The sequence below is a fragment of the Streptomyces coeruleorubidus genome (assembly GCF_028885415.1).
Lineage (GTDB): Bacteria > Actinomycetota > Actinomycetes > Streptomycetales > Streptomycetaceae > Streptomyces > Streptomyces coeruleorubidus_A.
In genome coordinates this window covers 5,892,817-5,918,916 of record NZ_CP118527.1, presented here as the reverse complement: position 1 = coordinate 5,918,916, position 26,100 = coordinate 5,892,817, and the positions used below count along the sequence as shown (strand labels likewise).

Annotated in this window: 25 protein-coding genes and 3 pseudogenes; 8 read left to right on the top strand and 20 right to left on the bottom strand. The window is 66.9% G+C overall.

Annotated features, from left to right (window positions below; all coding sequences use genetic code 11):
• Positions 1 to 3: 3 nt before the first annotated feature.
• From rplC to PV963_RS27575, 17 genes and pseudogenes are all read right to left on the bottom strand, one after another.
• Entirely contained in the window at positions 4 to 648 is a 645-nt protein-coding gene (rplC, locus tag PV963_RS27655; RefSeq protein WP_010036739.1) for a 50S ribosomal protein L3, read from the bottom strand.
• 17 nt (positions 649 to 665) lie between these two features.
• Positions 666 to 974: a 30S ribosomal protein S10 gene (gene rpsJ / locus PV963_RS27650; RefSeq protein WP_003948644.1), complete on the bottom strand. Its 309-nt coding sequence runs from the start codon at positions 972 to 974 to the stop codon at positions 666 to 668.
• 479 nt (positions 975 to 1,453) lie between these two features.
• Positions 1,454 to 1,681, bottom strand: a complete 228-nt coding sequence (locus tag PV963_RS27645) for a hypothetical protein (RefSeq protein WP_274822317.1) — start codon at positions 1,679 to 1,681, stop codon at positions 1,454 to 1,456.
• Between the two features lie 481 nt (positions 1,682 to 2,162).
• Positions 2,163 to 2,360, bottom strand: a pseudogene (locus tag PV963_RS27640) (hypothetical protein); the annotation flags it as partial.
• A complete protein-coding gene (locus PV963_RS27635) occupies positions 2,323 to 2,712 on the bottom strand; it encodes a hypothetical protein (RefSeq protein WP_274818467.1) in 390 nt (129 codons plus the stop codon). The pseudogene PV963_RS27640 and the gene PV963_RS27635, both read right to left, overlap by 38 nt.
• On the bottom strand, positions 2,709 to 3,452 hold the full coding sequence (locus PV963_RS27630) for a hypothetical protein (protein WP_274818466.1): 744 nt from the start codon (positions 3,450 to 3,452) through the stop codon (positions 2,709 to 2,711). Before PV963_RS27630 ends, PV963_RS27635 begins: the two co-directional genes overlap by 4 nt.
• Positions 3,453 to 3,464: 12 nt before the next feature.
• Positions 3,465 to 7,328: a DUF6531 domain-containing protein gene (locus PV963_RS27625; protein ID WP_274818464.1), complete on the bottom strand. Its 3,864-nt coding sequence runs from the start codon at positions 7,326 to 7,328 to the stop codon at positions 3,465 to 3,467.
• Positions 7,329 to 7,440: 112 nt separating this feature from the next.
• Positions 7,441 to 8,259: an IS5 family transposase gene (locus tag PV963_RS27620; RefSeq protein ID WP_274822027.1), complete on the bottom strand. Its 819-nt coding sequence runs from the start codon at positions 8,257 to 8,259 to the stop codon at positions 7,441 to 7,443.
• 66 nt (positions 8,260 to 8,325) lie between these two features.
• A pseudogene (locus PV963_RS27615) lies at positions 8,326 to 8,973 on the bottom strand (putative T7SS-secreted protein); the annotation flags it as partial.
• A gap of 582 nt (positions 8,974 to 9,555) precedes the next feature.
• On the bottom strand, positions 9,556 to 10,527 hold the full coding sequence (locus PV963_RS27610) for an SUKH-3 domain-containing protein (protein ID WP_274818462.1): 972 nt from the start codon (positions 10,525 to 10,527) through the stop codon (positions 9,556 to 9,558).
• A 34-nt stretch (positions 10,528 to 10,561) separates the two neighbouring features.
• Positions 10,562 to 11,074, bottom strand: a complete 513-nt coding sequence (locus PV963_RS27605; protein WP_274818461.1) for a hypothetical protein — start codon at positions 11,072 to 11,074, stop codon at positions 10,562 to 10,564.
• Positions 11,062 to 15,717, bottom strand: coding sequence for an RHS repeat-associated core domain-containing protein (locus PV963_RS27600; protein WP_274818459.1), 4,656 nt, complete (start codon positions 15,715 to 15,717; stop codon positions 11,062 to 11,064). The genes PV963_RS27605 and PV963_RS27600 overlap by 13 nt, the downstream gene beginning before the upstream one ends.
• Before the next feature lie 219 nt (positions 15,718 to 15,936).
• Positions 15,937 to 16,140 (bottom strand): hypothetical protein, encoded by a 204-nt coding sequence (locus tag PV963_RS27595; RefSeq protein WP_274818458.1) that lies wholly within the window; start codon positions 16,138 to 16,140, stop codon positions 15,937 to 15,939.
• A gap of 276 nt (positions 16,141 to 16,416) precedes the next feature.
• Positions 16,417 to 16,851 carry an SMI1/KNR4 family protein gene (locus PV963_RS27590; protein ID WP_274818456.1) on the bottom strand — a complete coding sequence of 145 codons (435 nt, stop codon included), beginning with the start codon at positions 16,849 to 16,851 and terminating at the stop codon, positions 16,417 to 16,419.
• A 34-nt stretch (positions 16,852 to 16,885) separates the two neighbouring features.
• On the bottom strand, positions 16,886 to 17,134 hold the full coding sequence (locus PV963_RS27585; protein WP_274818454.1) for a hypothetical protein: 249 nt from the start codon (positions 17,132 to 17,134) through the stop codon (positions 16,886 to 16,888).
• A complete protein-coding gene (locus PV963_RS27580; protein WP_274818452.1) occupies positions 17,131 to 17,631 on the bottom strand; it encodes a hypothetical protein in 501 nt (166 codons plus the stop codon). Before PV963_RS27580 ends, PV963_RS27585 begins: the two co-directional genes overlap by 4 nt.
• Before the next feature lie 50 nt (positions 17,632 to 17,681).
• Positions 17,682 to 18,329 (bottom strand): hypothetical protein, encoded by a 648-nt coding sequence (locus PV963_RS27575; RefSeq protein ID WP_274818450.1) that lies wholly within the window; start codon positions 18,327 to 18,329, stop codon positions 17,682 to 17,684.
• 421 nt (positions 18,330 to 18,750) lie between these two features.
• Between PV963_RS27575 and PV963_RS27570 the strand changes: the two genes are divergently transcribed.
• From PV963_RS27570 to PV963_RS27560, 3 genes are read left to right on the top strand one after another with little or no spacing between them, the layout of a single operon-like run.
• Positions 18,751 to 19,308, top strand: coding sequence for a GNAT family N-acetyltransferase (locus PV963_RS27570; RefSeq protein ID WP_274822130.1), 558 nt, complete (start codon positions 18,751 to 18,753; stop codon positions 19,306 to 19,308).
• A 51-nt stretch (positions 19,309 to 19,359) separates the two neighbouring features.
• Positions 19,360 to 20,010 carry a TetR/AcrR family transcriptional regulator gene (locus tag PV963_RS27565; protein ID WP_274818448.1) on the top strand — a complete coding sequence of 217 codons (651 nt, stop codon included), beginning with the start codon at positions 19,360 to 19,362 and terminating at the stop codon, positions 20,008 to 20,010.
• Positions 20,010 to 20,768, top strand: a complete 759-nt coding sequence (locus PV963_RS27560) for a GAP family protein (protein WP_274818447.1) — start codon at positions 20,010 to 20,012, stop codon at positions 20,766 to 20,768. The genes PV963_RS27565 and PV963_RS27560 overlap by 1 nt, the downstream gene beginning before the upstream one ends.
• A 51-nt stretch (positions 20,769 to 20,819) precedes the next feature.
• Here the strand turns inward: PV963_RS27560 and PV963_RS27555 are convergent, their stop codons facing one another.
• Both PV963_RS27555 and PV963_RS27550 read right to left on the bottom strand, forming a co-directional pair.
• Positions 20,820 to 21,020, bottom strand: coding sequence for a DUF397 domain-containing protein (locus PV963_RS27555; protein WP_274818445.1), 201 nt, complete (start codon positions 21,018 to 21,020; stop codon positions 20,820 to 20,822).
• Positions 21,017 to 21,895 carry a helix-turn-helix domain-containing protein gene (locus PV963_RS27550; RefSeq protein ID WP_274818443.1) on the bottom strand — a complete coding sequence of 293 codons (879 nt, stop codon included), beginning with the start codon at positions 21,893 to 21,895 and terminating at the stop codon, positions 21,017 to 21,019. The genes PV963_RS27555 and PV963_RS27550 overlap by 4 nt, the downstream gene beginning before the upstream one ends.
• Before the next feature lie 152 nt (positions 21,896 to 22,047).
• Here PV963_RS27550 and PV963_RS27545 point away from each other — a divergent pair, with 152 nt between their 5' ends.
• The 5 genes and pseudogenes from PV963_RS27545 (at position 22,048) to PV963_RS27525 (ending at position 24,755) form a co-directional block, all read left to right on the top strand.
• On the top strand, positions 22,048 to 22,458 hold the full coding sequence (locus tag PV963_RS27545) for an ATP-binding protein (RefSeq protein WP_274818441.1): 411 nt from the start codon (positions 22,048 to 22,050) through the stop codon (positions 22,456 to 22,458).
• Between the two features lie 261 nt (positions 22,459 to 22,719).
• Positions 22,720 to 23,585: pseudogene (locus PV963_RS27540) on the top strand (helix-turn-helix domain-containing protein).
• Positions 23,582 to 24,019 carry a hypothetical protein gene (locus PV963_RS27535; protein WP_274818440.1) on the top strand — a complete coding sequence of 146 codons (438 nt, stop codon included), beginning with the start codon at positions 23,582 to 23,584 and terminating at the stop codon, positions 24,017 to 24,019. The pseudogene PV963_RS27540 and the gene PV963_RS27535 overlap by 4 nt, the downstream one beginning before the upstream one ends.
• Positions 24,016 to 24,273, top strand: coding sequence for a hypothetical protein (locus PV963_RS27530; protein WP_274818438.1), 258 nt, complete (start codon positions 24,016 to 24,018; stop codon positions 24,271 to 24,273). Before PV963_RS27535 ends, PV963_RS27530 begins: the two co-directional genes overlap by 4 nt.
• A gap of 95 nt (positions 24,274 to 24,368) precedes the next feature.
• Positions 24,369 to 24,755 (top strand): phage holin family protein, encoded by a 387-nt coding sequence (locus PV963_RS27525; protein WP_274818436.1) that lies wholly within the window; start codon positions 24,369 to 24,371, stop codon positions 24,753 to 24,755.
• A gap of 98 nt (positions 24,756 to 24,853) precedes the next feature.
• On the opposite strand, the gene tuf is transcribed toward PV963_RS27525, so the two are convergent.
• The gene (gene tuf, locus PV963_RS27520) at positions 24,854 to 26,047 is read right to left on the bottom strand and encodes an elongation factor Tu (protein ID WP_033308978.1); all 1,194 of its coding nucleotides are present in this window, start codon (positions 26,045 to 26,047) and stop codon (positions 24,854 to 24,856) included.
• Positions 26,048 to 26,100: the final 53 nt, after the last annotated feature.

The window sequence follows — 26,100 nt, the reverse complement described above, 5'->3', positions numbered from 1 at the left end:
ACCTCAGGCCCCCTTGGCCGCGGTGCGGACCAGGACGAGGCCGCCGTTCGGACCGGGAACCGCGCCCTTGATGAGCAGCAGACCCTTCTCCGCGTCAACGGCGTGGACGGTCAGGTTCTGGGTGGTGACCCGCTCGTTGCCCATGCGACCCGCCATGCGGAGGCCCTTGAACACACGGCCCGGGGTGGCGCAGCCACCGATGGAACCGGGAGAGCGGTGCTTGCGCTGGGTGCCGTGTCCGGCGCCGAGGCCACGGAAGTTGTGGCGCTTCATGACACCGGCGAAGCCCTTGCCCTTGCTCTTGCCGGTCACGTCGACCTTCACGCCGGCCTCGAACACCTCAGCGGTGATCTCCTGGCCCAGCGTGTACTCGGAGGCGTCCGCGGTGCGGATCTCGACGAGGTGGCGACGGGGGGTGACGTCGGCCTTGGCGAAGTGGCCCTTGAGGGGCTTGTTCACCTTGCGCGGGTCGATCTCGCCGAAAGCGATCTGGACGGACTCGTAGCCGTCGACATCGTTCGTACGGACCTGGGTGACGACATTGGGGCCGGCCTTGACGACGGTGACCGGGACGACGCGGTTGTTCGCGTCCCACACCTGCGTCATGCCGAGCTTCTCGCCCAGGATGCCCTTGATCTGCTTAGCCATCTCTCAGATCACCGGCCTCAGAGCTTGATCTCGATGTCGACACCGGCCGGGAGGTCGAGTCGCATCAGAGAGTCAACGGTCTTGGGGGTGGGGTCGAGGATGTCGATCAGGCGCTTGTGCGTGCGCATCTCGAAGTGCTCGCGCGAGTCCTTGTACTTGTGCGGCGACTTGATGACGCAGTACACGTTCTTCTCAGTGGGCAGCGGCACCGGGCCCGCGACCGACGCACCAGTACGCGTCACCGTCTCGACGATCTTCTTCGCCGAGCTGTCGATGACCTCGTGGTCGTAGGCCTTGAGCCGGATGCGGATCTTCTGTCCCGCCATGGCTACTCAGTAGTCCTGTCTCTCGTAACGCTCTGGAACCCGGTGGTTCCATGCCCTTCGTTCTCCGACCCACGCGGTCGGGCGTGTCGCGCTCCCGCTGACACAGATGTCCCTTGTTCGAACATCCCTGCGGGATTGCACACGGCCCTGCCGGAACCGCGAGCCAGGGGCGGAAGGCCCACCGGGTGCCTGGCCGGTGCCGCACTGACGCTTCCCGAAAGATTCCCGTACGTCCGCCCCAGCGCTGCCGTGTGGCAGTTGGGACGACGAGTACTGTGGGACTCGCTTTCGGTCCTCCCGGCGGGAGGCGCGCAGCATCAACACTCGACCGAGCAACTCGGACAGTCTGCCATACGGGGTGTGGCGGACGCCAATCGAGCCGGAGAGAATACCCCGGGGGTGACGTAGGTCAAACAAGGGCTCTCACGGTCGGGCTCGTGTGCGGCGTCCCGCTCGGCCGCGACAGCCGAGATCCTCCCTCAGCGCCACTGGCGCAGCGCCTTCCAGGCGTCACTGATCGCGTAGGTCGCCTCCAGTCGCCAGGCCTCCAGTTTGTCCCGCACCTTTGACGCGATCTTCCACCACTTGAGCCACTGCGGCAGCTGCCGGAACGGCACATGGTCGAGGGTGTCGTCGATGGCGTTCACGGCGATGCTCTTGCGGCCGGGGCCTTCCGCCCGCAGCGCGGCGTACAGCTCTGGAGTCAAGGCGCCATTGAGCCGTGCCGCTGTACCGGCGGCGGTGAAAGCGAACGCGCGCTGAGCGACGTCCGGCAGCTGCGTCGCCCGGACAATCCGAGGCGACGCTTCCTCGAGCGAACAGTTGAAGGCCAACCCGATCACTGCTGTTCCGAGATGGTGTGCGCCCCGCTCGAAAGCGACATCCCACGCCGCCGGCCCGCCAGTCCCACAGAGGAGTGACTGGGCACTGTGCACTGCCACCAAGCGGTCCAGCGCCTGGTCGGTCGTCGTGGACAGCAGTCCGCGCGGTCCCGCACGAGGTGGAGCGCCCTGTCCTCGGTGATACCCAAGAAGCCGGCGCCCTCGTCCGCCGGGCCCACGGGTAGAGGGACGCCCCGCTCCGGACGGCCGACGAGGTAGTGATCGAGCCGGCGGGCCATCCGTACGTCACCAGGTCGCCGAGCTCGGAGAGGAACCGGCGCGCGGCTTCGTGGCCGACGAAGGCGCCGCGTTCACGCAGGACCGATTCCCAGGTCTCGGTCGGCACCGAACGCCCGGGGCGCCAGCCCGCGCGGCGCAGCACTTCTTCGGTCTGCCAGGACCAGCCCCGACCCAACCTTTGCCGAACGCTCACTCGCAGATCGTTCCGACACCCGGCTGATGCGGCTTCACGGCCGGTCGTCCCAGGCACGTTCCCGGTCCGCATCCCAGCGCACCCAGGGCAATGCCGTACGCCAGCCCGGTCGGCGGGCGGCCCATTCCAGCATGACAGGGATCACCAGATCGGCGCCTCCCTGGTCCGACGGCACGCTCACTTCCGCGCGATAGTGCGCGGCGGCGCTTCCGTCTCGATATTCGAGCAGCAGCGTCAGATCGTCACGGAGCGCGATCTGCAGGTAGTGCTGCCCGAACTCGCCCTCCGGCACGTCGAGTCGCTCGAGCACGAGGAAGTGCCGACGCGCGTTGAGCCCGGCGAAAAGCCGCTTGATCTGCCAGTCGGATGGGTCGTCCCAGACCTCGTCGTCGGCCACGGTGACCCGCAGGCGGGGCTGCGTCATCGCAGGGACTGCTCCACGAACGACAACATGTCAGAAATGGCGAGAGCGTCCGGACCGCTGCCCTCTTCGGCGAGAGTCCAGGTTCGCTCCGAGTCCCACTCGATACGGAAAACGCGCCCTCGGAAGTTTTCGAACCGGACGAAACTGCCCGGCGCGCCTTCAAGTAGTTTGATCTCCCGGTACAGCGTGGTCTCCGCTGCGAGGATTCCGTCCGGGCCGTCAGTTCCCCCCTTAGTGACCGTGTTGTCGTACCAAAGCCTGAGAAACGGCACGGGTTCCCTGTTGAGATTGGCCGGCGAGAGGAACCGGATGAAACTCTCCCGTGCGTCTTCGAGTGAGTAGCGGCTCGGGTCCGCAAATTCACATGCATAGCCGGGAAAGACTGCCCATGTGACCTGCTGGAGCTCGGGCTGCTGAACTTCATGGTAGCGATGAACCCCGGGCCGTGCGACCGCGAGGACTTCGAAGTCTCGCCCGGGGTGACGAAAGCCTTGGAGAGTGCTCAGCAGCGCACCTTTTTCCAGCAACAGCGAACTGTTTTCGCGTGCAGCCTGGAGAAGCGCACCCACCAGTGCCTGGTCGTACGTGTCGCGAGCATTCACCTGGAAGAGATGGCGCCCATCAGCACTAAGAGCTGCAGCGAAGTCCAGGCCTGGCACAGGGGACCAGTGCCAGGCATCAGGGATCCCCTCGAACTCCTCCACCCCGGGAAATGCCGAAACTACAGCAGCCGGATCCATGTTGACCTCCCCTTATGCGCCCTTGCATGAATAGTTGGGCCCGGTGTCCTGACGGTACCTGGGGGCGCGCGCACCATCCCGGCCATTGTCCGCCCGCGTCATGGGCTCCATATCGGTCGTGTCATTGTACCAAGCCTCACGTTCCGGATAATTCGTATTGTAACCCGTCTCATTCCAGTGTTCGACAACTCGCGGATTGTGGTCGTAGGTAAGGATCCTCGAATCCGCCGGAATTACTTCGCCCGCATTGTTTCGCCATGTGAGCTGATCCCGTGGAATGCGGTTACCATTCTGATCGAGAGGCCAACCACCCGCTGCACGGCCCTCGTCGGTGAACCGGGTGACCATGTCCTCGTGCGTCTCGTCCCAGTACTTGTGAGGGTATTCCGAAGATCGGTTGTGGCGGGTCTCCGGGGCATCGGGATCCCGTACCCACCTTCCGTTTCCGCCGCGTGGCTGCGCCAGGCCGAGCGGATCGATGAAGCAGAAGGGGTTCGGGACGTATCCGTAGTGATTCGGCTGCGGGGCAAGACCCAACGGGTCGGGGGTGAGATAGCGGCCGTTGTCGGGGTCGTAGTAACGGGCGTGGTTGTAGTTCCAGCCGGTCTCGGCGTCGGCGTACTGGCCGGGGAACCGCAGTGGGCAGTCGGTCGGCGTGTCGGAGCCCACATTCGCTGGGCGTTGCTCCAGCTCTCGGCCCCACAGCTCGGTCCTGCGATGCCACGCCACGGCGCCCTCGGCGTCGACGAGTTCCGTGGGAGCTCCGACTGTGTCCGTGACCACGCCGTTGAATCGGACGCCGTCCGCCCCTCGATGTATCTGCGTCAGCGGGCGATGCGTGCCGGAAAAGTAGTCCCAAGTAGTCGCTTCTCCACAGCTGTTGATCTGCTCGGCGAGGCGAGTGCCGTCCCAGGTGAACCGCGTTTCCTCGACCACCGTGCCGTCTGCCCCCAACCGCACCTTGGCGCGGCGCCGTCCCGTGGGGTCGTAGCGGTAGCGCCAGTGGTCGCCGTCTGGCGTGACAGCAGCGGTGAGCCTGTCCTGCGCGTCCCAGGCGTAGGTGGCAACGCGCTTCTGCCCGTTCAGGAGCCGCTTGACGGCACGGACGGGCCGCCCCCGCTGGTCGTACTCGTAGCTGGTACGGCCGGATCGACGAAGCCGCGTCCCGGCGTACTCACGCGTGGTCGGACGATCCCCCGAAGAGGGCGCGGTCGACTCTTGGATGTTACCGAGAGCGTCGTATGCGTAGTTCTCCGTCCAGTCCCGCGCGTGTACCGCTGTGACGCGGCCAACTGCGTCGAGGGCGAACCTGCGCTGTCCCGTGGTGAGTTCGCTGATTCCGGAGAGCAGACCATCCGGCCTGTAGGAGTAAGTGCGATTCTGCAGGAGCTCTCGGCCGCGGCTTCCGGTACCGCGTAGCTCCTGTCCGACCAAGTGCCCGCGCTCGTCCCAAGTCTGAGTGAGTGAGGCGAACGACCCGAACTTCCGGATCCGCTCCCGTCCGAGGGCGTCGAAACCGAAGGTGACCGTCTGCCCTCCCGCTTGCAGGGAGGCAGGGCGGCCAACAGCGTCATAGCTCCAAGTCGAGGTGATTCCGCTGGGCGTGCGGCGTGCCGTTCGACGGCCCAGCGCGTCATAGGCGTAGGTCGTCTCAGCACCGTCCAGTACCTCGCGCACCAAGCGTCCCGAGGAGTTGTAGGCACACTCCAGGGTGCTTGTGTCGCTCACCGCTCGAACCAGCCGCCCGGCCGGGTCGTAGGTGAAGCGCGACACCTGGTCGCCCGTGTGCTGTTCGACCATCCTGCCGAGTTCGTCGCGCAGGAAGATGGTCTCCTGGCCGTCGCCATCCGTACGACGAGCCAGGCGGCCGGCCGCATCGTAGGAGTAGGTGAGCGAGCGCCCTTCGAAATCAGTTTCGGCGATCAGGCGGTTGGTGGAGTCGTACAGGTACTTCCAAACCTGGCCCCGAGGGTTGATGACCTCGGTCAGGTTCACTTCGGAGTCATACGTGAACCGGTACTCGCTGCCGCTGCGGTCGATGCGGCTGGTCGGCTGGTGGAAGGGGCCGGTCTCGATGAGGGACCGCCTGCCGAGCTGGTCCGTGTGGGCGACCAGATCTCCTTCGCCGTCCCATTCCCAGCTTTCCCGGGAACCGTCGGCAGCGAGTCGCCACGCCGGCTGCCCCTCGACAGTCCACCCCATGACCTCGACCCGACCTTCGGCATCGACGACCCTCACCACGCGGCCGAAGGCGTCGCGTTCAGCGTGGGTCGTGTGTCCGAGAGCGTCGGTCTCTCGGACCGAGAGTCCGGCTGCATTGCACTCGATACGGGTCACATGACCGAGGACATCGGTGACCGCGGTGGTACGCCCTTGCTCGTCGTAGCTGTACTGGCGTGAGTTTCCCGATGGGTCGACGATCTTCAGCCTGTTTCCACACCTGTCGAAAGACTGCTCCCACAGGGCCCCGTCCGCCTCGACCAGACGAATGGGAAGATCGAGATCGTCGTAGTCAGCCGTCGTTCGGAGACCATCGGGACGCGTGACGGCCACGAGGTTGCCGCGCGAGTCGTACTCAAAAGTGGTGGTATGGCCCAGCGCGTCCGTATAGGACAGCGGCCGGTTGTATCGGTCCCACTCCGTGCGAACCGCTTGGCCCGACGGATCGATCATTTCCGTACGTTGCAGGAACTCGTTGTACCGGTGGACCGTTGTGTGCCCGAGGGCATTCGTGTAGCGAGTCTCGCGGGCATCGGTGTCATAGGAAATGGCGCAGTTGAGGAAGCCCTCTGCCCCCTCACCTCGTATGCACCTGTCCTGGTCGTCGTAGGTGTAGCGATACCAGGATCCCTTGCGGTCGGTCCACGAAGTGACACGTCCCCGATCGTCATAGGTGAGCCGGTAGGGCAGGTCGCTCGAGTTGTAGATCTCGGCGAGGTGCCCGTCGGAGTTGTAGCCGTAACGCAGCAGTGTGACCCCGTCGGCTCCGGCCTGCGGGTCACGCAGTCGCAGCTGGGTGATGCGGGCGCCGTCGGTGACCACGTGCAGGTGGTAGCCGCCCGAGTGGCGGACGGCTATCGGGACACCACGCTCATCGCGGTCGATGTCTATCCGGTGCCCGTTGCGGTCGGTCACTGCGGCGAGAGGGAGAGTGAAAACCTCTGCAGTGGGCGGCGGTTGGACGGTCGACGTGAAGTGACGGGTGCGCCCTGTGGCCGGGTCGGTGATGCGGATCGGGGAGCCGGGCTCGCCGTCCCAGTCGAGGGGCCAGCGGGGTCCTTCGAGTGGGACTACCGACTCCCCGGGGGCGGGGACCGGATAGAGGAGCACCATCCCGTCCTCAGCGGCGAACAGGGCGCCCCCGCTGTCGAGTTCCAGTCGCTCGTCCAGTGTCGAGGCCCAGGAGGGACCGAACCACTGCCCCGAGGCGTAGGTCGACAGATGGGTGCGGCGCACGATCAGCGGCAGGAGACCTGGCAGCTCGACATCGGTGTGCTCCATCAGCATCTCGCCGGAGACCATGTCGACCGGGTCGCCACCCTTGCACCGGCCCTCCGCCGGTTTACTCTTGGCCAGGGCGTCGTCCGCCTCTCTGCGCAGACCGCTCTTGAGCCCCTTGGCCATGGCCTTGAGACCGCCCTTGCCCAGCGCCTTCATGCCCTTTGCGAGTTTGCCGAGGGTGGTCAGGCCCTTCATGCCGGGTATGCAGTCCATCGCGGCGAAGGCCACATCCAGCAACCCGGCTTGGCCTTTGGAGTACTTGTAGAGCGTGTCGGCAAGGACGACGAGTCCCGCTACCACCACGATCGCGGCCAGGATCGGCCCCCCGATGATCATCGCCACGATCCCGACGACCGCCACGACGACCTTGCACACCGCGACGATCGTGTCCCAGTTGTCGACGAACCAGTCGCCGACCTCCTCCCACCACGACCGATTCTGAATACCCGCATCCGAAGCCTCGTCGATCTTCGACTTAGGGGTCCTTTCAGAATGCTGGGTGCTTGCGGGCGAGGGTCATGCAGTGGGCGAGCTGCAGGAAGGCGTCGTGCATGTCGTCTCGGGCGTCCCAGCGGGTGCGTAAGCGGCGAGGGCCGTGGAGCCAGGCGATGGCGGACTCGGCAACCCACCGCACACGGCCCAAGCCGGAGCCATGCGCCTGACCGCGCCGGGCGATCTTCGGGACGATGCCACGCTCACGTAGCCGACGGCGGTAGATGTCGTGGTCGTAGCCACGGTCGGCATACAAGGTGCGGGGCTTGCGCCGGGGCCGGCCCCGCTTGCCCCGCACCGGCGGCAGGCCGTCGACCAGCGGAAGGAGCTGGGTGACGTCGTTTCGGTGCCCGCCCGTCAACGACACCCGCAGCGGGGTGCCGTGCGCGTCGGTCAACACGTGGTGCTTCGAGCCCGGCCGTGCACGGTCAACCGGGCTCGGGCCGACTTTTGGGCTGCTTCGCCCCCGCTTGGCCTGCACGTGCGAGGCGTCAACGGTGACGCGGGAGAAGTCCAGGCGGTCTGCCGCCCGCAGCCGGTCCAGCAGCACCCGCTGGAGTTCCTCCCACACCCCGGCCTCCTGCCATTCGGCCAGCCGCCGCCAGCAGGTAGGACCGGAACCGAACCCCAACTCCTGCGGCAGGTACTCCCATTGGATTCCGGTGTAGAGGACGAACAGCACACCCTGCAGCGTTTTGCGGTCATCGATCCGCTTGCGCCCCGGGTGCCGGAACCGCCGTTCATGCTTCGGCAGCAGCGGCTCGATCACCGCCCACAGCTCGTCACTGACCTCCCACGGCTTGCGCCGCACCAGGGTCACCCCCAAGGAGCACGCACGGGATCACATACTTCTCCACCGTGCCACAAGAAGATCATTCTGCAAGGAGCCCTTAGCCTCACGAGCCGCCTCATCACGCATCTTGCGCGCGTCCGCGGCCATCTTCTTCGCCGCCGCCAAGGCGTCCTGCGCATCCGAGACATCCGACTGTGCCTTCGACTGCGCCGACTTGGCATGCTGCACATCCCGCGTCGCCGCGCGGACCTTCGCCTCATCCGGCTTGTCCGCATCCGACTTACTGCCCGTCGGATCGTCCTTGTACTTGTCCGCCTCCTTGCCGGCCCGCGTCACCCACGAGTCCGCCGAAGTCAGACGGGACTGAGCCGTAGAGAGGTTGTCCCGGGCCTCACGGCCCTTGACCAGAGCCTTGTCGGCGAGTGACTGGGCGCGCTCCAGCTTCGGCCAGAAGTCCGCCAGCGCGTCCCCGCACATCTCGTAGGACTTCTTCAGCTTTTTGAGGTTCTTCGGGACATCCGCGAAGTCCTCCTTGAAGACGTCCGCCGACTTGCCCGCCCACTCAAGAAGCGTGCCCTCCCCCGCCATGCCCTTGACCAGACGCAGCGCATCGGAGACGTCATCAGCGAAGTCATGCAACTGCTTCGCGAGCGTGCGCACCCGCTGCGGATCACCAGGGGTCGGATCCTTGTCCAAGTCCAGGACATGCCAGTCCGAAGGCCTGTGCCCCGCCATACCGCAACCCCCGTCACGAGCACACCAACGTCAACAACCGTATGCACACGTGAACTTACAGCGCACAACCATTCGATGAAAGATCGGCAAGGAAGACCAGCCGGAAGGTCGGCAGGCGGTCCTCACTGGAGGTCCGACCTGCGAACCCGAACCCGAACCCGCAAACGCTGACCTCGCCCCTCCAGGCATGTCATCCGTTCCAGGCGGTATGCGAACAACCCGCCCCCGTGCTCAGGACGCATCTAGACTTCCCCAGGCGCTGACACATGTGGCAGGGGGCGGACGCGGATGACTGTGCAACCGGAGAACACGGACACATCCAGAACTAGTCAGGCGACAGCAAGCACGAATCGCCCTATGCGCGGCGCCAGCGCAAGGCCCGCGGCATCCGCTACCCCGTCCTCGGGCCGCGGCCACCAGCCCTCCAGCCTGCTCCACACAGTCAAAAGCGCCCACGCCACTTCAACCGCGGTCGCACCTTGCGAAACGGCACGAACGCCAGCGCGTGCCTGAGGGGCGCTCGGAGGCGATGATCGCGTACCCCCCGCTGATCGGGCTTCGGCAGCGAGCAGCAGCCGGGCGTCACATAGCTGTCGGCTGGATCCTGCTGGTGAGCTTCTGCAATGCCTCGTCGGGTGTCGGGGCGAGCAGCCAGACGCTGTCCATGCCTGCGTAGACCGAGCCGTCCTCCGACATGGCCAGGTGCTGGTTCCCCCGGTCGCGCATGCCGATGGGGTAAAGATCGACGCCGGCCTGCTCTGCGAGGTCGTCGATGATCTCCGCGTCCCAGATCGCGAGCAGCGGGTCCAGCGAGAACCCCATCCACGGCATCGAGTCCCACGGCTCGCGGTAGGACACGCCCACGGCGCCGAACTCCGCCAGGAAGCGCCGTGCCGCGTCGTGTATCTCGAACTCGCCGGTCTGCAGAAGGATGCTCTCCCAGGTCTCCGTGGGAACCGACCGGCCCGGAAACCAGCCGCCGGCCCGCAGTACCCGGTCCGTCTCCTCGGGCCAGCGCAGCCCGGCGTCCGGGCCGGTCTCCACGGTGTGCAGTCGCCGCCAGAAACGGTGCTCGGCCGCTGGTACTCCGGGCGTCCAGAGGGCAGACCGGGCCGCCTGCGCCTCGACCAGGCGGTCCAGCGCCCGGTCGGTGGTCTCGGCCAGCAGTTCCACGCGGTCTCTTACGAGGTGGAGCGCCCCGTCCTCGGTGAGGCCGAGGAAGCTGGCACCTTGGTCGGCCGTGCCAACGGGATAGAGGGATGCCCCCGCTTCCCGGCTCGCCCACGCGAACCGCTCGTCCTGCCAACCGGCCTTCAGGGGATCGAAACGGATTGCCGACGACGTGGTGATCGTGTCGGCGGGCCAGCCGTACGTCACCAGAGCCCCGAATTCGGAGAGGAACCGGCGCGCGGCATCGTGGGTCACGAAGGACCCACGCTCGCGCAGGATCGACTCCCAGGTGCCTGTCGGAACCGAACGGCCGGGGCGCCAACCTGCGCGGCGCAGCATTTCTTCGGTCCGCGGGGACCAGCCCCGCGTGTAGCCGTCACCCACTGCGGATCCGCCGTATGACGCCCATGGGGGTGCGTCAGAGCCACTCCCCCTCGTCGTTCTGCTCGCCCGCGCTGTATTCACGCACCACGACAACCAGCTGAACGGGCGTCTCGGTGTCGTCATGCTTGACGCCTGCCAGGAGGACCTTGTCCGAGATCCGCCACGCGGTGTGGTCGATGTAGTCCGCCCCGCCTGTCAGGTCCTCGTCGACGGTCTCGAGTCGCGCCCCGAGCGCTCCGGATTCCAACTGGGCGACAACACGAGGGAGCTCGGCGGAAGCGGCCTCGTACAAGTCGTCGATGTAGGTGTCCGGGTCCGGCCATTCGTCCTCGACCTCGCGGTACCAGAGAGTGAACTCCACCTCTACCGGACCGTCGCCCTGGATCCAGGCGTGCGCGTCGTCGCGACGCCACGTCGTCGCCCATTCCTTCGCCGGATTCCTGCGCTCGCCTTCCCAGCCCGAGGCGTCGAGGACGGCGGCTGCCGCCGGACCGGTGAGTTCGTCGAGTTCGGACAGCTGACCCAATTCCGCGCTTACGTCAACCATTTACTCATTCCGCTCATACCATTGCCGGGCACATGAAAGACCGCCAGCGTACCATTTGCCATTGCTTCCGGGAAATGAGTGCCGAGCACTTCGCGGAAATGGGCCGCGCCCGCCTCATTCGAAATAGCATAACGCACGCCCTTTCCACCCAGCTCCTCATTCATTTGCAGAAGCTTGGCAGCCTGGTCGGTGATCTTCTTCTCGTTGCAGAGAGAGCTTTCTGGATTGTAGGCGGACTTGGCCCACTCGCTCTCACGTCCTCCCGTGAACTTGGCTTCCATGATCCAGCCGTTCGTGGGGCCGCCGTCCATGTGCACCGCGCGGCCGTCGGAGAGCTTCCAAATTTGTTCGTAGTCCACGCCGGACACGACGCGCTGATACTTGAACGAGGGACGCTTCAGCATCTTTTCGGTCAGCCAGGCGAGCCCCTTGAAGGTGGGACAGGACTGGAGCCCCAGGGGGTCGGACCAGACCAGGGGGTTGACCACGTACGCGTAGTGGTCCGGACCAGCCGTGAGCCCCAGCGGGTCGGGCGAGACGTACCGGGCCGAGTGCGGATCGTAATAGCGGAAGAAGTTGTAGTGGAGTTCGCTCTCGGCATCGAAGTACTGGCCGGGGAATCGAAGACGGCAGTCTTCTTCCGGCGTCTGCGCACTTTCTTGCGCGCCCCACAGCTGCGATCTGTTCTTCCAGGTCGTCCCGCCGTCCGGCGAGAGCATCTCCAGCGGGCTTCCCGCGAGATCGCTCACTATGAGACGGAATCTCCGGTCAACCTCGTCCTGCGGCGCATCGCGAAGCCACTCACTACGGCTTTGGGCTATCGCGCGGTGACTGTCGGGCGAGTACTCCCAGGTGATGGTGGTGCGGTTACCGGACCCGGAGTCGCGTATCTCCTCCGCCAGCCGAGTGCCGTCCCAGACGAAGAAGACGGCCTCTGCAACTTCTCCGGACGAGTCCAGGCGCTCCTTGGATATCCGGCGTCCAAGGGGATCGTAGGTGTAGCGCCAGGTCGTTCCGTCGGGGGTGACGAGGCTGGTCAGTCGGTCGTCGGCGTTCCAGGTGTAGGTCCAGCTCTTCCGAAGGCCCGAGAGGGTTCTCCGCGTCCGCCGGACCACCCGGCCCTGGGCGTCGTACGCGTAGCTGGTGCGGCCGGCCCTCGTCACGCGGTTTCCGGAGTACTCGTAGCGTCGTGAGGACTCGTCCCCGGGACCTTCCCCCTGCTCCCGGTGGGAGGAGACCAGCCGTCCGCCGGAGTCGTACGCGTAGCTCTCGGTCCACGACTCCGCGCGGATTCCGGTGGTCCGGCCCTTCGCGTCCAGCTCGTAGAGCTTCCTGCCCTCCTGGCTGTCGATCGTCTCGACGGGACCGGCCGCACCGTGGACGTACCGGCGGTCCACGAACGTCGTCCGCGGGACGGCGTGGTCCGCGGTGCCACCCCGGAGGACCGTCTGCTTGCGCATCCGGTGCATCGCATCCCACGCCTGCCGCACCGAGAGCGCCTTGTCCAGCCGGACCTCCGTCTCCCTGCCCGCGGAGTCGTGTGCGAAGCGCAGGGAGTGATCGAAGGCCGCCAACTCCTGGGGCAGCCCATCCGGGGCATAGGACCAGATGCTCAGCGCTCCGGACGGAGTGAGGCGTGTCGTGCGGCGACCGGCGAGGTCGTAACGGAAGGTGCTGGTCCGCCCGTTGACGGTTTCCTCCGTGACACGGCCGTAGTCGTCATGCTTGAAGGCGAGGCGGGCGCCGGGCGACAGCGCTTCCTTCAGCAGCCCGGCGTCGTCGTAGCGGAATACGGTCGTCGAGTCTCCGACTCGCTTCTCGACGACGTTGCCGATCACGTCGCGCAGGTATTCGACCGTCTCTCCGGCACCGTTGACCTGCCGGACCAGGCGGCCCACCTCGTCGTGGACATAGGTGAGCGAGCGCCCGTCGAAATCCTGTTCGGCGACGAGCTGACCGGCCGCGTCATAGGTGTAGCTCCAGGTCATGCCATAGGTATTGGTGACTGCGGTGAGCCGCAGTTCGGTGTCGTGGTCGAAGCGGAGAGTCGCGCCCGCGGGATCGGTTCTGCTCACCAAGAGGTCGAAGTGCGTGTACGCCGACCTGGTGGTCGCCCCCGCGGCGTCGGTGTGCACGAGGACATTTCCCTCCGGGTCCCAGGTCCAGGACTCCACACTCCCGTCGGCTGCGACCCGCTCCCTCCTCCTGCCCTCAGGGGTCCAGGAGATACGGGTGACGCCGACCAGCGGATCCGTCACGGTGTCGATGCGGCCGAACGCGTCCCGGGAATACTCGACGACCGCACCGGTAGCACTCGTGACCCGCACCGGAAGCCCGGCGGCGTTCGTGACCATGGACATGGTCGAGCCCAGGGGGTCGGTGATCGCGGTGAGCGCACCGCCCGGACCGTAGCTGAAACGGGTCTCCGCGCCCTGCGGCTCGACCACGGACGTACGGTTCCCACGCTCGTCGTAGGCGTAGGTGCGCACGGCTCCGTCGCCACCGACGGTCACGACGGGGAGGTGCCACTGGTTGTACTCGGCGGTGGCCCGGCGGCCGTCGGGACCAGTGATCGAGGTGACGTTCCCGGCTTCGTCATAGGTGTACGCCGTCTCGCGCCCCACTGGGTCGATCTGCTTGAGCAGCCGGCCGTGGCGGTCCCATTCGAGCGTCTCGTGCCGCCCCAGGGGGTCGGTCACCCGTACGAGTTGCAGGAACTCGTTGTACTCGTACCGAAGGGCGTGCCCGAGCGAGTTCGTGTACGTCGTGCGGCGCTGCCCGGGGTCGTAGGCGATGTCGCAGTTCAGGAACCCGTCGGCGCCCTGACCCGCCACGCAGCGGTCCTCGCTGTCGTACGTGAACCGGTACCAGCTGCCGTTGCGGTCGGTCCAGGAGAGGATGCGGGCGTGGTCGTCGTACTCGAACCGGAAGGGCAGTCCGGAGGAGTTGTAGATCTCGGTGAGGTTCCGGTCGGATGAGTACGCGTAGCGCAGCAGCGTTGTGGTGCCGTCGTCAGCGGCTCTGCTCCGCAGGCGCAGACACGTCACCAGGCCGTCCGTCGTCTCGATCTCGACGTGGTACCCGCCTGAGTGCCGGACCGCGGTCGGGGTGCCGTCAGCACTTCGGTCGATGTCGATCCGATTGTCGTTGCGGTCCGTGATGGCGGAGAGCGCCAGGGTGTACGGCATGTCCGGCAGCGGCTCGCGGACCGCCGCGAAGTGACGTGTGACGCCGAGGGCCGGGTCGTGGATGCGCAGTGTGCCGTGTTGCGGTCCGTCCCACGCCAGGGGCCAGCGCGGGCCTTCCAGCGGCATGGTCGGCTCGCCGGGGTGGGGCACGGGATACGCGAGGATCATGCCGTCCTCCGCGGCGAACAGCACCCCCTGATCGTCGAGTTCGACTCGTTCGTCCAGCGTGGATGCCCAGGACCTGCCGAACCACCGTCCTTCTCGGTATGTGGAGATGTGGGCGCGCTTCAGCACCAGCGACAGGATCCCGGGAAGTTCGACGTCCGTGTCGTACATCAGCATTTCACCGGTGACCATGTCGATCGGGTCACCGCCGGGGCATCTTCCCGCAAGCGCCTTGGCCCGCTTGACCAGGTTGCCCGCACCGCCTCTGAGGGACCTGCCGAGCCCCTTGACGCCCTGGGCCATGCCCTTGAGGCCCACCTTCCCGAAGGCCTTCAGCCCCTTTGCCAGTCCGCCCAGAGTGGTCAGGCCCTTCATGCCCGGGATACAGTCGAGTGCCGCCAACCCCACGTCCCATAGCGACGCCTGGCCCTTGGAGTACTTGTAGAGCGTGTCGGCCAGCACCACGAGCGCGGCGATCAGCACGATCGCGCCGAGAATCGGTCCCCCGATGATCATCGCAACGATCCCGACGACGGCGACGACGACCTTGCAGACTGCGACGATGGTGTCCCAGTTGTCCGTGAACCAGTCGCCGACCTCTTCCCACCACGACCGGTTCTGGATCCCGGCATCGGAGGCCTCGTCGATCTTCGACTTCGCCTCCCGCGCGGCCTCCTCGCGCATCTTGCGCGCGTCCTCGGCCATCTTCTTCGCCGCGGCAAGGGCGTCCTGGGCGTCGGAGACGTCCGACTGCGCCTTGGACTGGGCCGACTTGGCGTGCTGCACATCCCGGGTCGCGGCACGGACCTTGGCCTCGTCCGGCTTCTCGGCGTTCTTGCTGCCGGTCGGGTCGTCCTTGCACTTGTCCGCCTCTTTGCCGGCCCGTGTCACCCACGAGTCGGCCGACGTCAGCCGCGACTGAGCCGAGGAGAGGTTGTCCCGCGCCTCACGCCCCTTGATGAGCGCCTTGTCCGCCAGCGACTGTGCCCGCTCCAGCTTCGGCCAGAAGTCCGCCAGCGCGTCCCCGCACATCTCGTAGGACTTCTTCAGCTTCTTGAGGTTCTTCGGGACGTCGGCGAAGTCCTCCTTGAACACATCCGCCGACTTGCCCGCCCACTCAAGGAGCGTCCCCTCACCCGCCATGCCCTTGACCAGACGCAGCGCATCGGAGACGTCATCAGCGAAGTCATGCAACTGCTTCGCAAGCGTGCGCACCCGCTGCGGATCACCAGGCGTCGGATCCTTGTCCAGATCCAGGACATGCCAGTCCGCAGGCCTGTGCCCCGCCATACCGCAACCCCCGTCACGCGCACACCAACGTCAACAACCGTATGCACACGTGAACTTACAGGGCACAATCGTTCGAGGTAAACGCGAGGTCCGACACCGCGAACGGTCCCTGTGCGCGACTCGCCGCCAGGACGCGCGCTAAGAGAAACCGTCGCGCGGCATCGCAGGCCGCGAAGTGAAGCCGTATGGGCGCAGATCCAGGCTTGGAAAGGATCAGTGTCAGGAACGACGCCCGCGCCCAGCCCGCCACGCCTCCCTTACGGCGTCCTCGGACCACAGCCACCAGCCCTCCAGCTTGTTCCGCACCGTCGCATGCACCCACCGCCACTTGAACCACAACGGCAGTTTGCGGAACGGCACGAAGCTCAGCGTGTCGTTGATGGCGTCCTCGGCCAGGCCCTTGGGCCCCTCCACGCGCAGCACCGCGTACAGCTCCGGCGTCAGCTCCCGGTTGAGTCGCGCTGCGGTACCCGCTGCGGTGAAGGCGTACCCCCCGCTGCTCGGGGTGCGGCAACTGCGTCGCCCTCACGATCCGAGGCGAGGCCTCCTCCAGTGAACACTGGAGCGCCAACCCGATCGCCGCTGTACCGAGACGACTCTCACCGCGCTCCCACGCGGCATCCCACTCGGCGGGGTCGTCGATGCCCAGCAGGCCCTTGCCGCTTTCCCAGTCACGATCCGACGCCATGAGCAGTATCCCTACCGGTACCAATCCTCGCCGTCGCTCTCCAACGAGCTGCGCACATAGCGCTCCAGGCTCGGTGCCACGAGGGTTCTGCTGTCCGTCTCATGGTCCCAGACGAACACCTCGTGGCGCTCGGGGCGCCGGACGAAGGCGAACTGGTCTCCCCCGCCGTTGTCTCCGAAGAACATGAGCGAATCGAACTCCATGCACAGGGACTTGTACTGTTCGTCGCTGCGAAACGAGAGATTGTCGCCGAGGATCCGCTCGGCCGACCAGATGACGTCGGTGCCGTATTCATCGACCAGCCCATCGCTCCCCAGAAGAAAGGAGCTGAGGTCATCCGGCAGCCGCTGACCAAGGATCGATTCGATGCGGTCGAGGGTGCCGGGGTCCACGGGGTCACGGAGTTCCGCCGAGGGGAACGATTCGACGAGCTCGCGCCAGATCACATTTACTCCGATTCGGTGCCGTCAGCGTCGGTTGCTATGCCGCCGATGATGGCGCCGGTGCGAGCCGACCGGCCAGGGCGTCGTCCACCTGACTCTCGAGCAGGGCGAAATTGGCCAGGGCGAACATACCGCAGGGTTCGGTTCGACCAGCGATCACCTTGTCGTTCTCGTCGACGTAGGCATTGCGGGCGGGGTCGAAGAAACAGTGCTGAGCCAGCAGGTCAGCCGACTTGAGCACTTCGTGCTCGACAGTTAGGCCGACATACACCGCCGAAGCACTCACCCGTCACCCAGGCGCCCCTCGCGATATTCCTTGAAAGCTTTCCTGAAGGACTGCGGGCTTGAGTCGTCCACCGGGTTGTCCATGTCCATCAGGGGGAGGTTGATCTCGACCACGGAGATCTTCCGCTCGACGTGGTGAGCATTCCACTCCTCGACTGCGCGGAAAGAGCGCGACGCCGCGAAATAGGCGGGTTGAATGTGCGCGTATGCGGCCTGGACTCTCCAGTCTCCCTGGGCGTCCCTGGTCATGGGCCTGCCGGGCGGCACGATGATGAGGTTGTGCCAGCCGTCGCTCCGCCGGTTCTCCAGGATCTGAGCCTCTTGGACGCCGGGGCGCCCGCCGTACCGTTCGAGGGCGAAGACTCCGGCCATGAGTACCGCGTCGACCGGAGTCTCGGCGCGCAGCCCCCGCTGCCAGATGACGTCTGGGCAGTCCTCGAAGACGCGCTGCCACCTGTCCAGCGTGTCGGTCTTCTGCGAGGTGATCACCAGGCGCACAGCGGCGGCTCTCCTGCTCGATGTCCCGGCCGTCCTCGTGAAGAGGAAGGTCAGCCCGTGAACCGGAACGTCGACGTGATCGCGTCGAAGATGTCGAAGAAGGAGTCCGCGAGGTCGAGGACCTGGCTGCTGCCGGCGACCAGGGCCACCTTGCCCTCCTGCCCCGGCACAGGAATGTACGTCTGCATCAGCACAGCCCGGATCGTGCGGTTGAGCGCGTCACCGGGTACGGCGATGTCCTCGATGCCGAACGTCCGTGCCGCCGGGCCGACTCCGGGGATGTCGACGGTCGTCACCTTCCGCCAGGAGTCCCCCTCCCGCTTGGCCTCCTTGACCGCGAGCTGACTCGCGATGACGGCCGGGTCGTTCGACAGCGGCTCACCGCGCTGGTTGCGCCCGCCCACCAGGGAGACGGTCACCGACCCCGTGATCGGCGTGTCCCCGTCGAAGCTCTCCGCCATGCAGCCGCAGTACATCGCGCCCGACTTCCAGGCGTCCGCCGCGGCCTTCTTGAGGAAGTCGACGTACGTGTCGCGGTACTGCTCCAACTCCGGCCGCTGCCGGACCCGTTCGTTCACCATCCGCCGGATCGAGTCGTCCCGCGACTCGGGCCGTACGTCGAACTCCCACCACGACTCCGGCACCTTGATCCGGAACCCGCCCCTCTCGACGGTCAGTGCCTCCATGTAGCGGGCCATGACGCCGGCCTCCCCGTTCGCTCGACCACACGATCACTCGATCACTCGTGCGCACATCGTGCCACTACTCCTCCATCGTCCAGAACGGTGAGTCCTTCGGCGGGGCCGGTCGCACGGGGAGCGTGCTGAAGTCGATGTCCGCGTCGGCACGGGCCCAGAGGCGTATCGCCTCGTCCTCCTAGGTGTGCTGTTCGGGGGCGTTGGTGACAGGCGACACGCCTTGGCCGGGCCTTGAACGGGGCGAGGGCCTCTGGGTTCGGTTTCGTAAGCGGGAGCGAGCGACGCCTGTCGACGGTTTCTGGCAGCACTTGGCGATCGGGCAGCTCGAAGAGGTCGATGAGAACTGACAGCGCTGGCGCTCGATTGTGACTGGAGGGACAGCGTCGAGCACCCGTGCGAGCCGTGCGATGATCGCGACGTGATGGATTTACACTTGCGCCTCGCCGAGGACACCGACCTCGCCACTCTCGTTCGTCTGCGTGACGATGCTGCCCTCTGGATGCTCGCCCATGGCATCACCGGCCAGTGGCAGCCCGGCCAGCTGGACGAGGACCACTTCCGCAAGATCATGGCGAGTGGTGAGGTCTGGCTCGCCGAGGCCGACGGCCGCGTGGCCGGGGCATGGGAACTGTGGTGGGAAGACGAGGACGCCTGGGGACCCCAGCCGCCGGTGGCCGGCTATGTGCATCGGTTGATGGTGGACCGCAGCAGCGCCCAGCCGGGGACGGGGCGGTTTCTGCTGCGTGCTGCGGAGCGCCGCGTTGCGGCGGCGGGGCGGGCGCTCGTGCGTCTGGACTGCCTGGCCGACAACGAGCGTCTGAACACCTACTACTTGAACGCCGGCTACCGGGTTGTCGGCCACAAGGCAGGCAAGCCGCAGCCGGGCGGTGCACCCAAGTCGTTCACCCTCCTGGAGAAGACCTGCGAGCCGGCCGCGGGGGCTGAGCGGCTGTGGCCAGGGGGACACGCCCGCTTGTGAAACGGAAAGCACGCCCTACCGTCCTGGTCGGCATCCAGACGCTGAAGGCCGATGTCCGACTCGTCCTGGTCGGCGGCCAACGCCAAGATAATATTGCGGTACTATTTTTTTATGACGCAGCACGCCGACGCTGACACGAGACGCGGCCAGGTCGCCTCCGCGCTGATGAGCGTGGTCGCCGAACGGGGACTGGCGCGGACCACCCTCGCTGACGTGGCGCGCACGGCAGGTGTGTCCGTGGGACTCGTCCAGCGCTATTTCCGCTCGAAGGACGAGCTGCTGAGGTTCGGCATCGAGTATGTCTACCGGCGCGCGGAGGAGCGCATCGCCGCCATCCCGGTCGAGCCGCCGGTCCGGGAGTTCGTCGTGCGGTTGATGGAGACCTTCCTGCCGCTGACGGCCGAGCAGCGCGCCGAGCTGCGGGTCTGGCTGAGCTTCGTGCAGGCGTCGCTTACCGACGCCGACATGGCTGCGATCCACCGGGACGCTACCGTGCGGCTCCTGCGGGGCGTCGAGGAGGCACTGCGGGGCGCGCAACGGGCCGGCGAACTCGCCGCGGACGTCGACACCGAGGCGGAGGCGGCGGCGCTGGTCGCGTTCGTGGACGGGCTGTGCCTGCACCACGCGGCGACCGGGGACGGGTTCGGCGCGTCCCGCATCAGCGCCGCGTTGGACGCCTACGTCGACCGGCTGTTCGGCTGATGAGCGCGACGCTGGCGCTGGCGCTGGTCGGACTGGGGCTGCTGGACAGCACGAGCTTCGGCACTCTGCTGATCCCGATCTGGCTGCTGCTCGCCCCGGGGCGGGTGCGCGCAGGCCGGATCGCCGTCTACCTGGCTACGGTTGCGACGTTCTACTTCTGCGTTGGCGTTCTCCTGGTGCTGGGGGCCGATGCGGTGCTGGAGTCCGTCCGGGCGGCATTCGCCGACGTTGCCCCGACGCACCTGCGGATCGGGCAGCTCGTTCTCGGTTTGATCGTCATCGCCTTGAGCTACCGGCTGGAGGCCCGCGCCCGCAGCCGGTCGGGCAGACCGGGCCGACTGCAGCGCTGGCGGGCGGCGGCGATGTCGGGTGCCGTGCCGGACGGCGGAGGTCTGGACGGCCGGGACACGCGGGGCGGAGGCGTGCGCGGCCTGATGAGCCTCGCGTTGGTGGCCACGGCGCTGGAGATCGTCACAATGGTGCCCTACCTGGCGGCCGTGGGCTTACTCGCGAACGCCGATCTGACCTGGCAGGTCATCGGCGGGGCGCTGGCCGGCTATTGCGTCGTGATGATCCTCCCGGCGGTCCTCCTCGGCGCCATCCGGATCGCCGCGCACGACCGGGCCGAGCCAGTGCTACAGCGGATCAACGACTGGTTCACCCGCAACAGCGCCAAGGCGCTCGGCTGGACCGTCGGGGGAATCGGCATCGGAATGGTCCTCAACGCCGTGATCGCCCTTCTCGCCGAACCCGTCTGAACCCGCGTCAGGCTCGAAACGATCCAGCAACTTCAACTTCCGAAACACGCCCTAGACGGACGCCACGAAGTCCGACCAGGCCTCCGGCGCGAGTGCGAGTCGGGGGCCTGTTGCCTGCTTGGAGTCGCGGACGTGCACTGTGCGGGGCACTATCGCGATCTCGACGCAGGAGTTGCCGTCCGTGCCACTGCTGTAGCTGCTCTTGAACCAAGTCAGTTCGGAGGTGTCCCCGGCAGAAGCGTTACGGATCATGTTTCTCCCAGCACTTGCTCGATGAAGGCCAGCGACTCCCGCGGTGGGAGTGCCTGCGCTCGGATGGTGCCATACCGCAGCTCAAGGATGCGGAGCTGCTTCGGATCGGTAGTCGGCCGCCCGCTGAACGCACCGTCGGAACGCCCTACCGCCGATCCGTCCGGGAACTTCAGCAGCTCGATCTTGCCGTCTACCCCCGGGTGGGCATCGGTGTTCGTCGGCATGATCTGAAGTGTGACGCTACGCAACCTCCCCACCTCCAGCAGGTGTTCGAGCTGCTGTCGCCACACCATTGTGCCCCCGACCCGTCGGCGCAGCACCGCCTCCTCCAGGACGTAGTGCACCGACGGAGCCGGATCGCGTTCGAAGACCGCCTGCCGGGCCATCCGGGCTGCCACCATCCGTTCCACATCGTCCGGCGAATACGGGGGCTGCGCCGCCTCGAACAAGGCACGCGCGTGCTCCGGCGTCTGCAACAGCCCGTGGACGCTGTTGCACTCGTACACCCCGATCTCAACCGCCTGCCCCTCCAACTTGGCCAGCTCCCGCACCTTCTTGGGATACCGAACCCTCTTCACGTCCTCCCACGTCGCCGCAATCAGCCCACCCGCCCCCAACACCTCATCCGCCCTGACGAGATAGTCCTGCCGAGGAATCCGCTTCCCGCCCTCGATCTTGTAGACCATGTCCTCGCCGTACCCGACCGCCGTACCGAACTCGGCGGCCCGCATCCCCACCGCCTCCCGCCGCAGCTTCAGCTGCCGCCCGACGGTGGCGATGACCGCGACGCCCCACTCGTCGTCCGGGTCCACCTCCCAACCCGGCTCGTCCGCCTCGCCCTTGAGCCGACCCGCGTCCGCCTCGACCGCCGTCATCCCGCACCCTTCCGTCGTACGACCGTGCCCAGCGCCCTACCCGTACGCCCCGTCCCGACAGCCCGGACACGACCGGACAAGCTCCGGACAGTCACCGTACGCACCCGCTGAGTCACTGTTCACAGTAAGCACGGACCGCCACGCTGAGTGACGTGACGCAGAAATCCCCCGAACTCGGCTCCACCATCCGCAACTTCAGCCTCCAGCTGTCCCCCACCCCACGCGGAGCCCGTCTCGCACGCCTCCTGGCCACCGAGCAGCTCCGCTCCTGGGGACTGCCGTTGGACCCGGCGGAGCAGATCGTCGCGGAGCTGGCGACCAACGCGGCGACCCACGGCCGCATCCCCGGCCGCGACTTCCGCCTGCTCCTCTACGTCGTGGCCGACACCCTCCGCATCGAGGTCACGGACACCCGCGACGACCAGCTGCCGACACCCCAACTGCCCACCCCGGAGTCCGAGTCCGGCCGTGGCCTGCTTCTCGTCGACGCGCTCGCCGACCGCTGGGGCGTCACCCACGGCCTGCCGCCGCGCAAGACCGTCTGGGCAGAACTCGCTCTCTGACCGGCGCCCGACACCTCGCGCTCCGGTGCCGCAGGCGGTCTCCCCAAGTACTACGAGGGTGAAAGAACCCCCACCAAGCCCCACCCCTCCCGCCCAGGCCGCCGCCTCACTCACGCGAGTGAACATCGCCAACTCAGCTGGCTTCGGGAGCCATTGCCTGCCCTACGCTCAGCGCAACACAACCGCAGACATGCGACGGCCCTCGCCGGGACTGGCATCCCAGTGCGAGGGCCTGACCACCGAGGAAGAGAGAGCTTCCCGATGGATACGCAGAACCCTAACGTGCCCTCGCACGCCCACGCCCCCGTAACCGGGAAGAAGCACCCGAACCGGCACCCCCACACCGGCCTGGTTCACGACAACACCCGCCACACCACCCGCTTCACGGTGATCGGCAACCACCTCGCCCAGCACCCGGAGCTGTCGCTCCTCGCGATCGGGCTGGCCGTGCACATCCAGTCGCTCCCAGCGGGCGCCCGAGTCGACATCGAGTCCCTCGCCGCCCGCTTCCCCGAAGGCACGACCCGGATCGCCGCCGCTCTACGCGAGCTGGAGGCTCACGGCTATCTGCGGCGAGAGCGCGAACGTGTCCCCGGCGGCCGGATCGTCACCCGCACGATCTCCTGCAACCAGCCCGGCCCCCACAGGGACGACACCCACGCCCCGGAACGGCGAGCGCACGCCCCGAGAAAGCGGACCCCCGCAAGCCCCTCCCCACCGTCCCCGCTCCCGCCTGCCCCTCCCCCACCCTCCTCCAGCAGGCCGCGGACCTCCTAGCGGGCCTCCGCCGCCACGACCCCCGCCTGCTCCTCTCCGCCCACGACACCGCCCACCTCGCCCCCGGCGTCGCCGCCTGGCTCGAACGCGACGTCTCCCCCACCGCCGTACGACACGCCCTGACGACCGACCTCCCGCCCGAGGCCCTGCGCCGCCCAGCCGCCCTCCTGGCCCACCGCCTCACGGCTCAACTTCCGCCCCCGCCCCCGTTCCGCGCACCCGCACCCCCGCCGGCAGTCCGTCACCCGTTCCAGACCTGCGACGGCTGCGACCGAGCCTTCCGCGCACCCGCCCCCGGCCGCTGCCACGACTGCCGACCCGACCGGGCCGAGCTTCTGGAAGCCGCATGAGAAGAGCAACTGCCGCACACCTCGCCGCGCTCACCGGCAACACGGGCGGGATAGCCTGGCCGAGGCACTCCCTGGAGGTGGACACGATGAGCACTCAGGCCGACCACGGACATGAGCTGATCCCCCGCCCTCAGCAGACTCCTGACGCCCTGCGCGCGGCCCTCGCCGTCGTCGATCCGGCTCGCCTGGAAGAGATGCAGGGCACCAAGGACGACGCCTTCGCCAAGGCGGTCGAGTGGCAGTCGCTGAGCCCGGTGCAGAGCTGGGTGCTGACCTGGGCCAGGGACATCGAGATCGCCCGGCGCCCCGATCTGTCCACCCGCTACACCCGAGCGAAAGGCAACCTGGAGCACGATGACCCCGCCATCGCCCAGGAGGCCCTGCGTGAACTGAGCGCTGTCCTGGACGAAGCCATGAAGGCAGTCCGCGGGTGAGCTGGAAATGGGAGTACGCCTTCGGCGCGGAGGAAGCGGCCCGAACCGCTCCCACCAGCTTCCTCACCGAGGTGGAAAGCAAGGCGGACGAACTGGTCAGGGCAGCCGAGGCCTTCCATGTCCACGGACAGGCCCATGACGGTGTCGACCCGAAGGGCGGCGACATCATCGTCCCCGGCGGCATGTTCACGTATCAGGTCGTCGTCCGTAGCGAGCGGCTCTACGTCGTCCAGATCACCTACCTGGGCTTCTGACCAACTGGACGAAACGCGTATCACGGCCATGATGCCGGAACCTGCACACGCCAGGACCTTGTCCCCAGACATGCCCTAAGTCATGATCTCGCCCCATGGACAAGCGAAGACGCGTACTCGGCACCTTTCTCGGGGTCACACTGGCCACCGTGCTCCTCCCGGGCATCAGCACGATCCTCGACTCACCCCCGTGGGAGGTGGTCCTCGCCGGCGCGGTCTTCCTCATCGTGAACCAGCTGATCTACAGCTACCCGAACGACATCAGGACGGCTCCCCCGATCCTCCTGCTGCTCCTGGGCGTGGTCGGCATCGCTCAGGACACCCTGATCTGGCTGCTCGTGTCCTGGCTCGGCTCCGACATGGAGTACGGCCTCCACGTCGACGGCTTCCTCGCCGCCCTGCTCGGCGGCGTCATCGTGCGGGTGACGGTCCTGGTTCTCCTCGCCCTCGGCCCGTCCCGGACGGCTCCCCAGCCGTCGTAGGACGGGCATCGGACACAGCAAAAGGGCCCGCACGACCGAAGTCGTACGGGCCCCTTCGAGCCACTCAGGTCAGTCGACCCTCAAGCCAGTCCGAAGACTCACTTGTTGATCTTGGTGACCTGGCCGGCGCCCACGGTCCGACCACCCTCACGGATGGCGAACTTCAGGCCCTCCTCCATGGCGACGGGCTGGATGAGCTCCACCTTCATCTCGGTGTTGTCACCCGGCATGACCATCTCGGTGCCCTCGGGGAGGGTCACCACGCCGGTCACGTCCGTCGTACGGAAGTAGAACTGCGGGCGGTAGTTGTTGAAGAACGGCGTGTGGCGGCCACCCTCGTCCTTGGACAGGATGTAGGCCTGCGCCTCGAACTCGGTGTGCGGGGTGACCGAGCCCGGCTTGATGATGACCTGGCCGCGCTCGACGTCCTCGCGCTTGATGCCACGGAGGAGCAGACCGACGTTCTCACCGGCCTGGCCCTCGTCGAGGAGCTTCCGGAACATCTCGATACCGGTGACCGTGGTGGTGGTCTTCTCGGTCTTGATGCCGATGATGTCGACGGTCTCGTTGACCTTCAGGACACCACGCTCGATACGGCCGGTGACGACCGTACCGCGACCGGTGATCGTGAAGACGTCCTCGATCGGCATGAGGAACGGCTTGTCGACGTCGCGCTCCGGCTCCGGAATCGCGGTGTCGACGGCGTTCATGAGCTCGAGGACGGAGTTGCCCCACTCCTTGTCGCCCTCGAGGGCCTTCAGAGCGGAGACCTTGACGACGGGAACGTCGTCGCCCGGGAACTCGTACTCGGAGAGGAGCTCACGGACCTCGAGCTCGACGAGCTCCAGGATCTCCTCGTCGTCCACCATGTCGGCCTTGTTCAGGGCGACGACGATGTACGGGACGCCGACCTGGCGGGCCAGGAGCACGTGCTCCTTGGTCTGCGGCATCGGGCCGTCGGTGGCGGCGACCACGAGGATGGCGCCGTCCATCTGCGCCGCACCCGTGATCATGTTCTTGATGTAGTCCGCGTGACCGGGGCAGTCGACGTGGGCGTAGTGACGCGTCTCGGTCTGGTACTCGACGTGCGCGATGGAGATGGTGATACCGCGCTGGCGCTCCTCAGGAGCCTTGTCGATCTGGTCGAAGGCCGAGGCCTCGTTCAGGTCCGGGTACGCGTCGTGCAGCACCTTGGTAATGGCGGCCGTGAGGGTCGTCTTACCGTGGTCGATGTGACCGATGGTGCCGATGTTGACGTGCGGCTTAGTCCGCTCGAACTTCGCCTTCGCCACTGGGGTCCTCCTGTGGAGTGGTTCTGGTACGCCTTACTCATCGGCGCCAGGTG